The organism is Mucilaginibacter sp. UYCu711 (genome assembly GCF_050433825.1).
Taxonomy (GTDB): Bacteria; Bacteroidota; Bacteroidia; order Sphingobacteriales; family Sphingobacteriaceae; genus Mucilaginibacter.
Genome location: NZ_JBNPWM010000010.1, coordinates 15,716 through 27,848, shown reverse-complemented (window position 1 = coordinate 27,848; position 12,133 = coordinate 15,716). Strand labels below are relative to the sequence as shown.

The window sequence follows — 12,133 nt, the reverse complement described above, 5'->3', positions numbered from 1 at the left end:
ATCGATTGATTAATTTTTATGATTGATAGTCAGTTACTTATGAAATTAACATAAAAATAATATTGCATTAATCAATCGTTTGATTAACTTTGTGCTGTTATAAGATTATGGACAAAGATAAAATAGATAAAAAAGACCATATACTGGACGTAGCCGAGCGCGTATTTTCAGAAAAAGGTTTTGACGGCGCATCAACCCGGTTGATATCGGGTGAGGCCGGTGTTAATATGGCTATGTTAAACTATTATTTCGGTTCGAAAGAAGGTTTGTTCCTGGCAATTTTCCAGCGTAAGATCTCATCCTTTCAAAACATTTTACAGAACCTGGGTAATGATGAAACCATAAGTGCATGGGAAAAAATGGAAAAATACATTGAAATATACGGCGAAAAGATTGTAAACAACAACTGTTTTCAACGCTTGTTGTATCAGGAAATGGGCATGAACCGGAGCAATGATCTTTCTGACAAATTGCGCGATATGCTACTTAAAAACGTAACCGAGCTTGATAAGATCCTAAACGAAGGCATAGTACGCGGCGAATTTAAAAAGGATATAGATATCCCTATGGTGATAGCTACCCTTTACGGCACAAAAAATTATATCCTTAACACGCCCCTCATTGCATCTGCATTATTGCGCTACGATATACAGGACGAGAAAATGATAGAAGCAAAGTTGAAGCCGCAGATTAAGAGCTTCATGAATAACTTAATGAAAGCATACCTACTCAACAACTAATTACCCATGAATATACAATTTAATACATCTCACAAACTACACCTTTGCAAGTTACCATTGATAGCCGTTGTGCTGGCATGGTTGCTTATGTCGCTGGTGGGCAACAAAGCCCAGGCGCAGGACAGGGACCTGAAATTAGAAGAAGCCATTAAACTTGGCCTTGATAACAGCAAAACCCTTAAACTATCTCAATCGCGTATTGATCAGGCAATCTCGCAATACAATCAGGCTAAAGACAAAGCGCTACCTACCGGTAGTGTAAGCCTTGCTTATAACCGTGCAGAAATACCTTATAATACGCTGGCCTTTGGCAACAGCGATATTCATTTACCCAAAAGCGCCGATGCTTTTTTAGGCATTGCGTCATTAAGCGAAACTATTTTTGCAGGGGGCAGATATAAATATGCCAAACAGTCGACCGAGATATTAACCAACATTTCGCGCTTAGACGCCGATAAGGATAAGGACCAGATAACTTACCAGGTCATCAATGCTTATTATAATCTATACAAAGTATTGCAAAGCCAGAAAGTAGTGGCGCAAAACCTGGCAAGTATTGATGCGCAGATCCACCAGTCGCAACGCTTTTTTGAACAGGGATTGGTTACCAAAAATGATGTGCTGCGTTTCCAGCTGCAACGCTCAAACGTTGAATTGACCGGTATTGATTTGGAGAGCAACCGCAAGATCATTAATTACGATTTGAACATATTATTGGGACTACCGGAAAGCACTCGTTTAACAATTGCCGAAATACCTATGGCAAAAAGATCTATTGGCACTTTAACAAATTATGTTGATTCGGCTATCGGCAACCGCCAGGAACTGCGCCAGCTTGATCTGCGTAACAAATACGCCGAAACAAATATCAAAACCATCAGCGCCGAAACCAAGCCTACGCTATCGGCGTCGTTAGGTGCTTATTATGTTGATGCCAACATTAACCCTTTACCAAGAAGCGGCAACTTTATTACCCCGGTAACTATAGGCCTAACCGGAGCCTGGAACTTTGGCACACTGTGGACCAACAAAAACAAATTGGCACAGGCCCGTTTAGAGCGCGATGAAGTAAGCATTAACAAAGGCATTACTGTAGATAACATTAAAAACGAGGTTAACCAAAACTACCAGGCTTATATAACAGCGCTTGATAAAATTCAATTATTACAAACATCAATTGAGCAGGCAGGCGAGAACAACAACATCCTGGCATCAAAATATAAAAGCAACATCGCATCGGCAACAGATAAGGCAGATGCAGAAACATTATTATACCAGGCCCAGATAAATTTAGAATTGGCTAAAGCCGATGCTGGACTGGCTTATTACACATTATTAAAATCAACCGGAAAACTTAACAAATAATACACGACACAAAATGGCAAAGCAAGAAACAGAAACACCAGCAAAAAAACCTAACAGAGTACTTCCTATCGTTTTAGGAATCTTACTATTAGGCGGAGCAATTTTTGGTGTAAAAGAATATATATACTATGGCAAACACGTTGATACGGATGATGCGCAGGTTGATGGCGATATAAGCCCCGTTGTAGCACGCGTAGGCGGATATGTTGACAGCATTTACTTTGAAGAAAACATACACGTTACAAAAGACCAGGTATTGGTAAAAATAGATCCACGCGATTACAAGGTTAAATTAGAGCAGGCACAAGCGGCACAGGTTGGTGCAAGTGCAGGCGTTAATGTAGGCCAGTCGCAAATTTTCACCACTGCATCAAACTCGGCGGTGGCTAAAGCAGGTGTAGTATCGGCACAGGCACGTTTAGATAAGGTTAAGAAAGATTATGAACGTTATGCTAACCTGATTAAAGATGGCTCAATTACCCAACAACAGTTTGACCAGTCGAAATCTGATCTGCAAGTTGCACAAGCAAACCTTGACGCTGCAAAAGATCAATACAGAGCTGCTGCGCAACAAATTGATGTAACCCGCGACCAGTTGAAAGTTACCAATACTGGCGTTAGTCAGAAACAGGTTGATGTTGATTACGCCAAACTGCAATTAAGCTATACTGATGTTAAAGCACCAGCAAGCGGTATCGCTTCAAAAAAGAATGTGCAGTTGGGCCAGTTGGTACAGGCTGGGCAAACTTTGTTCTCTATTGTTAACGATAACAGCCTGTTCATCACCGCTAACTTTAAAGAAACACAGTTAGAGAAGATTAAAAACGGTTTAAAAGTTAATATTGAAACTGATGCTTATCCTGACCTTAAAATTGAAGGTACGGTTTACAACTTTGCGCCTGCTACCGGCGCTAAATTCTCATTATTACCTCCGGACAACGCTACAGGTAACTATGTAAAAGTGGTACAACGTATCCCTGTTAAAATAAAATTAAACGCATCAAAAGATGTTTTGGATAAACTGCGCCCGGGTATGAGCGTGAACGTATCTGTTATTACTAAAGACTAATTATAATGGCTGAAACTGGCTTTAAAAAATGGATCATTACCATCACGGTTATCGTGGCCTCGTTGCTGGAGCTGATAGATACCACGATAGTAAACGTATCCTTACCGGTTATACAAGGTAACCTGGGCGCCACGTTAGAGGACGTTGCCTGGGTGGTTACCGGCTATGCCGTTGCAAACGTAATTATATTGCCAATGTCGGGCTGGTTAGGCAGCCGCTTTGGCCGTAAACAATATTTTATCACATCCATCATTGTATTTACCATAGCATCATTTTTATGCGGTAATGCAACCGGCATGGACGAACTGGTTATCTTTCGGATACTGCAGGGGATTGCCGGTGGTGGTTTGATATCAACATCGCAGGCCATTTTGGTTGAAACCTGGCCGCGCGAGCAAATAGGTACCGCGACAGCACTATTTGGTTTGGGCGCAGTAGTAGGGCCTACTGTGGGCCCTACCATTGGTGGTTATATTACCGACCACGCCAACTGGCGCTGGATATTTTATGTAAATATTCCCGTTGGTGCATTGGCCGCGTTTTGTGCCTACACTTTTATTAATGAAACACCCAAGGAGGCAAAGGGCAAACCTATTGATTGGTGGGGCATTGGCTTACTTGCTGTTGCAGTAGGTAGCTTACAAACCATATTAGAAAAAGGCGAATCGGAAGATTGGTTTGCTACTACCTATATCCTGGTATTAACTGTAACTGCTGTATTAGGAGTTATCCTGTTTATCTGGCGCGAATTAAGTATAGAGTACCCTATAGTAAACTTTGGCATATTGCGGCACCGTAGCTTCGCGGTAGGTATGTTTACCTCATTTATATTAGGGTTTGGATTGTATGGATCGGTGTTTGTGTTCCCGGTGTTTTGCCAGAATCTTTTGGGTTTCTCGGCACAACAAACGGGCGAGCTTTTATTCCCCGGCGGCCTTTGTACCATTGTAATGATGCCTTTTATTGGCAAAATGCTTAACAAAGGTATCCCGGCGCAATTTATGGCGACAGGGGGGATGTTCTTGTTCTTCGTGTTTACTTTTATGCTCAGCAAGTCTACATTAGCTACAGGCCAGGCAGATGTGTTAATACCCTTATTGATAAGAGGTGTTGGTATGGCTTTATTATTTGTACCGCTAACTACCTTAGCTATTGCCGACTTAAAGGGTGCCGAACTTGGCCAGGGAACCGGCTTAAACAACATGATGCGCCAACTGGGCGGATCATTTGGTATAGCCGTGTTAACTACCATCATACATATCCGCACTGGTTTTCACCGCAGTAACCTATTAGGCAATATCAATCCTTATAATAACGCGTTTACAGAGCGGTTACACATGATGGAGCAGGCGTTTATTGCTAAAGGCAAATCTGCTTCTGACGCTTTACATATGGCTTATGCAGCCATTGAGGGCGCCGTAACCCGGCAATCGTTATTATTGACCTATGACGATGCTTATTATATCTCGGGGTTGGTTATGCTATTCTCGATTCCATTGCTGTACCTGCAGCCATTTAAAAAGAATGCCAAGGTGCCAACAGATGTGCACTAAAAAAGAAAGCCGTTCTCCTATGAAAAGAACGGCTTTTTTTGGCAAAAAAATTAACAATTAAATTTTAGTAGGTGTCCCCGGTTGTCGCTTTCCTCACACAAAAAGTATCGCCGCGAGACTTGTTTAAATCTTAAGCATAAATTTAGGAGTTTTTAATTAACAAAACCTACTTTTATTTGCCTTAAATGAAAAAAAATCATTTTACTTAAATAGTATACCCAATTATTTCCCTGTACAAACTCATATATTTGAACAATGGCAATATTACACACGCTGCAAACCTGGTGGCAGCAGCAATCGCTGCTTGAAGTAATTGGTGTTATAACCGGCTTATTGTGTGTTTATCTGGCAGCCAAAAACATTATCTGGAACTGGCCGATAGCTATTATTAGCACCGCAATTTATATTTATATCTACGGGAAAACCGGCTTCTACGCAGATATGTTTCAATATATTTATTTGTGTATAACAAGTATGTATGGTTGGTATAACTGGACTCATCACCCTGTCACAGAAAATACAGTGCCAATAACTAAAATTTGCAAAAGTCAAATAATTTGGTCTGTCATTATTGTTTTGGTAGCTACACCTACTCTAGGTTATACATTGATAAGGTTTGCCAGTATTCTTCATTATAATCCACCCGCATATCCATATATTGATAGTTTTTGTACATGCTGTAGTTTTATAGCACAATATTTTCTTACCCGTAAAATAGTCGAAAATTGGTTGATATGGATTTTCGTCGATATCATATATACCGTGATCTATTTCAAAAAGGATTTACAGATCACAGCCGGTATGTTTGCAATATTGATTATTATCGCTGTTTTTGGATATATTGACTGGAAAAGGGATTGGAAGAAGCAGGGTGTGTGAGATGCCTACTCCCGAAGCGTCAGACGGTCAGGGGTGAATTTGATAAAAATGAGTAAACCCGAAATAAAGAAAATAGCCATCGTCGGCCCTGAATCTACCGGAAAATCAACAATGTCGGCTTACCTGGCCGGGCATTACCACACCGTTTGGGTGCCTGAGTATGCCCGGGGCTATTGCGAGAAACTAACCGAGCCACCTACCTGGCAGGATGAGATCAATATGTTCCACGGGCAAATTGCTTTGGAAAATGAATTGTTGCCGCAAGCCAATCAAATTCTGATCTGCGATACCACCTTTATTACTGTTAAGATCTGGAGCGATGAAATGTTTGGCAAGTCACCAAAGGAAGTACTGGATGAGTTGCCAAAGCATCCCTATGATCTTTACCTGCTTTTAAATATAGACCTGCCCTGGCAGGATGACCCCCTGCGCGATTTCCCCCACATGCGCGAACATTTTATGGAGGTATGGTACAAAGAGCTAAATGACTTGAACGCTAACTATGTGCTGATAAGCGGCACCGGCCAGGACAGGTACGAAAGCGCGGTAGCGGCTATTGATGGGTTTTTGAGCGACAGCCCGCGTTAGTGATCAAAGCGGATACCAGCCTGCGCCTAAGGCCTTGTGACGTATAAGCGGAGAGCACGGGCCGGAGGCAACGCTATATTTAGTGGTTAGTTGATTGGTGGTTAGAGATTAGGCATGCTACTTCATCAGATTATTTGCCAAACTAATCTTTAATCTTCAGCCACCAATCTTAAAAACCAATCTCTAATTAACTAACCTCTAATCACTATCTTCATATTATTTTCATAATTATTTCACTTTGGTGCAACGTTTAAAAATTACTGTTGTCATATAACCCGAAAGCTGTAAAGAAAACTTGGAGACCACCTTATTCATAGACAAGCATTACAACTTAGTAGTTGAATGTAAGCAAGGCAGTAAAAAGGCCTGTTATGAGTTGTACAAACTGTATGCTAAAGCCATGCTAAACGTGGCCTTTAGGATAGTAGGGAACGTGGGCGAAGCCGAGGACGTTTTACAGGAAGCTTTTTTAGACGCGTTTAAACGCATACATGATTTTAGGCAGGAAACCACTTTTGGTTTATGGTTGAAACAGATAGTAGTAAGCCGCTCCATAAACCTGTTGCGCAAGCGCAAGATAGAGCTGGTTGAGCTGGGCGATGATGTAGATAATATAATTGACGAAGAGGAGAATGACGATGAAGAAGTACAATATAAGGTGGCCCTGGTAAAAAGGGCGATGGAGGAGTTGCCCCACGGCTATAAACAGGTAATATCATTATACCTGATAGAGGGCTACGACCATGAAGAAATAGGACAAATATTAGGAATAACGGAAAATACATCAAGAACACAATTTTTAAGAGCTAAAAGAAAGCTGAGCGAGATTTTATTAAGGAGAGGAATAGTACAATGAGTAAGCGATTAGAGGATTTTATAATTAATAATAAAGAACATTTTGACGAACTTGAACCAAGGGCCGACCTGTGGAGCAAGATAGAGGCCGAGTTGCCACAACATTTCAGGGACGAAAAGCGCGAGGATAAAACGTTTTCGTTAGGGTTTGTATTAAGGGTGGCTGCATTGATAACTTTAGTTATGGGTACCTGCTTTATTACTTACCTGGCTAAACAAAAACCGACTGCAGTTAACCTGGCTGCTATCAACCCAGAGTACGCTAAACAACAAGTACGCTATACATCATTAATTGCCAGCCAGCGCACCGAGCTTAAAAGCATTGCCAAAACCGACCCCGAACTATACAAAGAGTTTACGGGCGAGTTGGCAAAAATGGATTCGACCTATAAAAAATTAAATAAAGATTTGGCTACCAGCCCTAACCAGGAAGCTGTACTGCGCGCAATGATCCGGAACTTGCAGGTGCAAACAGAGGTGCTTAATCAGCAACTTAATGTAATTGAACAATTTAATGAATTTAAAAACCAAAAAAATGAAAGTAAAAATATATAGTATCGCCCTGGTGGCTGTTATGAGCCTGGTGGGCCGTAATACTGCCAGTGCACAAACCCCCATTGCTCCGGTTGCACCTGTTACTCCCGTAGCACCTGTCGCCCCGGTTCCTGCAACAACCGAGACACGTGTTTATAGTTCGCAGGCGTATAGCGTAGCGCCACAAGTGTATACGGTTAGCCCCGGGTACCAGGTTTTTTCTTCTTATGGCGGTTCACAGGACACTGCTTACCGTACTAAAATGCGCAAACTGCAGGAAAAAATGCGCGCTTTAAACAAAGAAATGTCTGACTTAAGCCGCGAAGAAAGAACAAAGGCTACCGCAGCAAGCCAGGAAAGAGTTGCTGCTATGCGCAAAACCATGAGCTTTAGGCTGGATTCGTCTATGAAGCGTACTTTTAGCAGAACCATGGCTACCAACATCCGTTTTAATGGTGACAATGCGGACGCCAACCTGGCTAAACAAGTGGCAAGCGGCGAGGTAAAAGAGAAAACAAAGACTTTTACTAAAAGCTATGCGGTTGATGCCAATGATGCTTTAAAAATTGATAATAGCTTCGGTAAAGTAACTATAAATACCTGGGCAAAAAACGAAGTTAAGGTTGATGTTGATATTAAAGCTTACGCCATTGACGATGCTGATGCCCAAAAACTAATTGATAAAACTACTATTAACGCCAGTAAAGAAAATAATACTGTGGCATTTGAAACCGCTATCGAACGCGAACAAAACTCGTGGTGGGGTACCAGTTCAGAAAATGGTAAAATAACCAAAGTGCGTAAAGTTATTATCAACTACGTAGTTTACATGCCGGCCAAAAGCGCTTTAACCATCAACAATAAATATGGTGGTATTAGTTTACCCGACCTGAGCGGTAAATTAAACATCAGCAATTCATACGGCGGCCTTGTTGCCAAAGCATTAACTAACAGCGACAATAATATTGAAGTTAGATATGGCAGCGCCAATATTGAAAGCCTTGCCAACAGTGATTTGAAAGTTTCTTATGGCAGCCTTCAGTTAGATCAGGCCGATAACCTTAATGCCAATATTAGTTACAGCCCTGCAAAAATTGGCAGGTTAAGCTCATCAGGTACATTTGTAGTACGCTATGGCGGTGGTTTAGAAATTGGCGATGTAGGTAAAAATCTGAAAGCATTATCAATTAACTCATCATACGCCCCTATAAAGTTAGGGTCGCTAAATGATGCGAACGCGGATTTTGACGTGACGGTACATAATGGCGATTTCCTGTATGACAGCGCAACTAACGTAACCAGCAAAACCCCGGATAACGAACGTGGCTACACCTCGACAAAAAATTACAAGGGCCACGTGGGTAAAGGCAACGCCGATAAAGTGATCACTATAAAATCTACTTACAGCACTGTGAAGTTTGATTAAAGGGAAGCCAAGAATTAAGACTTCAAAGGCAGCCAACAAAATAGCCATTGCTTTAAGCAATGGCTATTTTATTATTATTATTATTATTATTGACTATTGATTCTTACTTCTTGACTCTCTCCCCTAAAACACCCTGCACAACAAGCCCTTCAAATACTCCCCTTCAGCGAATGATGATCGTACCGGGTGATCCTCGGGCTGGCAGAACTGGTAAATAAACTGCACTTGTTTGCCGGCATCTAAAGCTGCCCAGGCCAGTACTTGCTTGAATGTCTCCATATTCATTGCGCCAGAGCACGAATAAGTGGCCAGGAGGCCGCCTTTGTTTAATAACAGCATCGCCAGCCTGTTTAGGTCCTTATACGCTCTCGAGGCTCTATCTAAAGCCGAGCGCGATGGGGCATATTTAGGCGGATCAAGCACAATGATGTCAAACGTAGCGCCCTCGTCTTTAAAAACCCGTAGCTGCTTGTTTACATCTGATTGTATAGCGGTATGCTTTTTAGCATCCAGCGTATTTAATTTGATGTTTTCCTTTAGTGTTGCTATCGCCAGGGCCGAGCTATCTACGCTGGTAACAGTAGTTGCGCCATTATACAAGGCATTCAGTGTAAACCCCCCGGTATAGCTAAAGCAATCCAGTACGGATTTGCCTTTGGCGTATGCGGCCACAATTTTACGGTTATCGCGCTGGTCACAGTAAAAGCCTGATTTCTGGCCTTCGGCGATATTGATATTGTATAGGATATTGTTCTCTTTTACTTCTACCGACTCGGGCGGATTGTCACCAAACAAAACCACGTTCTCGGTCTCCAGTCCCTCGTGCTGGCGCGATGCGGCATCGCTCTTGTCAAAAACGCTTTTAGGGTTTAACAAGCGTTTCAGCTCGTCAATTATCACCGGCATCATTTTTTCGATACCCGATGTAAGCACTTGCACAGCCAAATGATTGGCATATTTATCAACTATTAATCCAGGTAGGTAGTCCGACTCGCTGAATATTAAACGACATGTATTGGTGTCGCCGGTACTCAATAACTCACTGCGTGCAGCTACGGCAACTGCTACTTTATTACGGAACCAACCCTCATCAACAATAACCTCTTCGTCCCACTCTAATAACCTTACCGCCACGCGACTCTGATCGTTATAAAAACCATAAGCCATAAAATCGCCTTTTGCATTAACCAGGCGTACAATATCGCCATTGGCAGGTTTGCCCTTTACATGCGCTATCGCCCCCGAAAATACCCACGGGTGGCGATGCAGTACCGCTTTCTCTTTACCCTTAGTTAATACAATATCGATCATGGGGGCAAAGGTAATATAAAAAAGCCTCACCCTAAATCCCTCTCCAAAGGGGAGGGGCTTCGATGCAAGACCTGTTAATTAAGGCGCAATAAAAAGCTCCTCCCCTTTGGAGAGGGGGTTGGTTTGAGGCCACAAAAAAACCCGGCTTTTGGCCGGGCTTCTTCATTATTTATTATTAATCATTACTGAGCTACCATAAAGCTGTTATTAAAATTACCACCGTCAGGGTAATATCCGGTTATGGTAACAGTACCATTTTTAAGGTTGGTTATTGCCTTGTCAATATCGCCAATGCTGTTTACAGCCTGTTGGTTTACTTTGGTAACAACTGATCCTACCGGAACTTCAAAATTCTCAAACATACCGCCGCTGCGTACTTGCGTTACCAACACGCCGCTGTTTACATGAAACTTGGCTTTTTGTTGCGGGGTAAGTGGTACAAAGCTGGCACCTAATTTATTGTACAATTCGGCAGCTGATTTGGTTACCACTGCAGTACGTGTTACTGTTGGCGCATCTGCTTTTAGCGTTACGGTAAAGTTTTTCTCAGCACCATCACGCAATACAGTTAAGTGAATTTTATCACCCGGCTGTAAACGGCCCACGCGCTCCTGTAAGTCAGACGACTCATAAACTGGTTGGCCTTCAACTTTACTGATGATATCACCTTTTTTGATACCCGCTTGTTCTGCGCCGCTACCGTCAACTATATCATTAACATATAAACCTACTGTGGTTTTAATGTGCAGGTTCTCGGCAGCGTCTGGGCTTAACTCCTGGAAGTTTACACCTACATAACCGCGTTTAACCGCGCCAAATTTCTGGATATCATTCAATACCTTTTTAGCAAGGTTAATAGGGATGGCAAAGCCATAACCTTCGTATGAACCGGTATGAGAGGCAATAGCCGAGTTAATACCTATCAACTCGCCTTTGGTGTTAACCAATGCACCGCCGCTGTTACCAGGGTTAATCGCAGCATCAGTTTGTATAAACGACTCAATACCTTTATTTAAGCGTGGAGTAGCCGGTTGTTGCCTGCGCATACGGCCAAACGGGTTGGCATCGTCGTCGTCCTGGTTATCTTCAGAACCAATAATGCCAATACCACGGCCCTTGGCGCTAACAATACCCGCGGTTACGGTTGATGTCAGGTTAAAAGGGTTACCAACTGCCAGTACCCATTCGCCTACCCTTGCATCGTCAGAGTTACCCAACTTTACAATAGGCAGGTTAGTGCCTTCAATTTTAATTAAAGCCAAATCGGTGTTAGGGTCGGTACCTATCACTTTAGCTTTAAACTGGCGATGATCATTTAAAGTAATATCAATTTTGTCGGCTTTAGCTACCACGTGGTTGTTGGTAACAATGTAACCGTCGGGCGAAATAATAACCCCCGAGCCTGAAGCCATTTGCGGCGTGTTTTGACGCGGCTGGCGCTGGCCAAACATATCGCCAAACATTTGTTGTAACTGATCTTGCTGTGAGTTTTGCGCAGTATTAGTGTAAGTTGTACGGATGTAAACCACAGCCGGCGTTACCGCTGCAGCTGCCTGCGTAAAATCAACCTCACCCGCTGATGATGTAATGGCCGACGACAACTTGTTGTTTGCAAAGTAAACCTGTTGTTTCTCGTCGATGCTCATATTATCAGCATACTTCTTTTCAACCAATTTGTAGGTACCCAGCGCCATAGCGCCGCCCACAAAAGCCGTTAATAATGTTAAACCAATTCTTTTCATCTTATAATCCTTATTTATTCTTGTTAGTTATACTTATTTTTGCAATTCAAATTTAATACCATATAGACGGT

11 protein-coding genes are annotated in these 12,133 nt (G+C 42.3%); 9 read left to right on the top strand and 2 right to left on the bottom strand.

What is annotated here, in order from left to right:
- Window positions 1-107 precede the first annotated feature (107 nt).
- From ABIB50_RS19925 to ABIB50_RS19885, 9 genes are all read left to right on the top strand, one after another.
- Complete coding sequence (locus ABIB50_RS19925; protein ID WP_429382630.1) at window positions 108-740, top strand: TetR/AcrR family transcriptional regulator; 633 nt, start codon at window positions 108-110, stop codon at window positions 738-740.
- A 6-nt stretch (window positions 741-746) separates the two neighbouring features.
- Window positions 747-2,105 carry a TolC family protein gene (locus ABIB50_RS19920; protein WP_429382629.1) on the top strand — a complete coding sequence of 453 codons (1,359 nt, stop codon included), beginning with the start codon at window positions 747-749 and terminating at the stop codon, window positions 2,103-2,105.
- Window positions 2,106-2,118: 13 nt separating this feature from the next.
- Window positions 2,119-3,174 carry an HlyD family secretion protein gene (locus ABIB50_RS19915; RefSeq protein WP_429382627.1) on the top strand — a complete coding sequence of 352 codons (1,056 nt, stop codon included), beginning with the start codon at window positions 2,119-2,121 and terminating at the stop codon, window positions 3,172-3,174.
- A 5-nt stretch (window positions 3,175-3,179) separates the two neighbouring features.
- Complete coding sequence (locus tag ABIB50_RS19910; protein ID WP_429382626.1) at window positions 3,180-4,727, top strand: DHA2 family efflux MFS transporter permease subunit; 1,548 nt, start codon at window positions 3,180-3,182, stop codon at window positions 4,725-4,727.
- Between the two features lie 255 nt (window positions 4,728-4,982).
- Window positions 4,983-5,606: a nicotinamide riboside transporter PnuC gene (gene pnuC / locus ABIB50_RS19905; RefSeq protein ID WP_429382625.1), complete on the top strand. Its 624-nt coding sequence runs from the start codon at window positions 4,983-4,985 to the stop codon at window positions 5,604-5,606.
- A 48-nt stretch (window positions 5,607-5,654) separates the two neighbouring features.
- Window positions 5,655-6,194, top strand: coding sequence for an AAA family ATPase (locus ABIB50_RS19900; RefSeq protein ID WP_429382623.1), 540 nt, complete (start codon window positions 5,655-5,657; stop codon window positions 6,192-6,194).
- Between the two features lie 295 nt (window positions 6,195-6,489).
- A complete protein-coding gene (locus ABIB50_RS19895; protein WP_429382622.1) occupies window positions 6,490-7,050 on the top strand; it encodes an RNA polymerase sigma factor in 561 nt (186 codons plus the stop codon).
- Window positions 7,047-7,604, top strand: a complete 558-nt coding sequence (locus tag ABIB50_RS19890; protein ID WP_429382621.1) for a hypothetical protein — start codon at window positions 7,047-7,049, stop codon at window positions 7,602-7,604. The genes ABIB50_RS19895 and ABIB50_RS19890 overlap by 4 nt, the downstream gene beginning before the upstream one ends.
- Window positions 7,585-9,009: a hypothetical protein gene (locus ABIB50_RS19885; protein WP_429382619.1), complete on the top strand. Its 1,425-nt coding sequence runs from the start codon at window positions 7,585-7,587 to the stop codon at window positions 9,007-9,009. Before ABIB50_RS19890 ends, ABIB50_RS19885 begins: the two co-directional genes overlap by 20 nt.
- Before the next feature lie 123 nt (window positions 9,010-9,132).
- On the opposite strand, the gene ABIB50_RS19880 is transcribed toward ABIB50_RS19885, so the two are convergent.
- Together ABIB50_RS19880 and ABIB50_RS19875 are read right to left on the bottom strand one after the other, a co-directional pair.
- Entirely contained in the window at window positions 9,133-10,320 is a 1,188-nt protein-coding gene (locus ABIB50_RS19880) for a class I SAM-dependent rRNA methyltransferase (RefSeq protein ID WP_429382618.1), read from the bottom strand.
- 182 nt (window positions 10,321-10,502) lie between these two features.
- Window positions 10,503-12,062, bottom strand: coding sequence for a trypsin-like peptidase domain-containing protein (locus tag ABIB50_RS19875; RefSeq protein WP_429382617.1), 1,560 nt, complete (start codon window positions 12,060-12,062; stop codon window positions 10,503-10,505).
- Window positions 12,063-12,133 lie beyond the last annotated feature (71 nt).

Bases quoted from the DNA above. Each gene is read 5' to 3' on its own strand.
- ABIB50_RS19925 (WP_429382630.1), top strand. From the start codon at position 108: ATGGACAAAGATAAAATAGATAAAAAAGACCATATACTGGACGTAGCC.
- ABIB50_RS19920 (WP_429382629.1), top strand. From the start codon at position 747: ATGAATATACAATTTAATACATCTCACAAACTACACCTTTGCAAGTTA.
- ABIB50_RS19915 (WP_429382627.1), top strand. From the start codon at position 2,119: ATGGCAAAGCAAGAAACAGAAACACCAGCAAAAAAACCTAACAGAGTA.
- ABIB50_RS19910 (WP_429382626.1), top strand. From the start codon at position 3,180: ATGGCTGAAACTGGCTTTAAAAAATGGATCATTACCATCACGGTTATC.
- pnuC (WP_429382625.1), top strand. From the start codon at position 4,983: ATGGCAATATTACACACGCTGCAAACCTGGTGGCAGCAGCAATCGCTG.
- ABIB50_RS19900 (WP_429382623.1), top strand. From the start codon at position 5,655: ATGAGTAAACCCGAAATAAAGAAAATAGCCATCGTCGGCCCTGAATCT.
- ABIB50_RS19890 (WP_429382621.1), top strand. From the start codon at position 7,047: ATGAGTAAGCGATTAGAGGATTTTATAATTAATAATAAAGAACATTTT.
- ABIB50_RS19885 (WP_429382619.1), top strand. From the start codon at position 7,585: ATGAAAGTAAAAATATATAGTATCGCCCTGGTGGCTGTTATGAGCCTG.
- ABIB50_RS19880 (WP_429382618.1), bottom strand. From the start codon at position 10,320: ATGATCGATATTGTATTAACTAAGGGTAAAGAGAAAGCGGTACTGCAT.
- ABIB50_RS19875 (WP_429382617.1), bottom strand. From the start codon at position 12,062: ATGAAAAGAATTGGTTTAACATTATTAACGGCTTTTGTGGGCGGCGCT.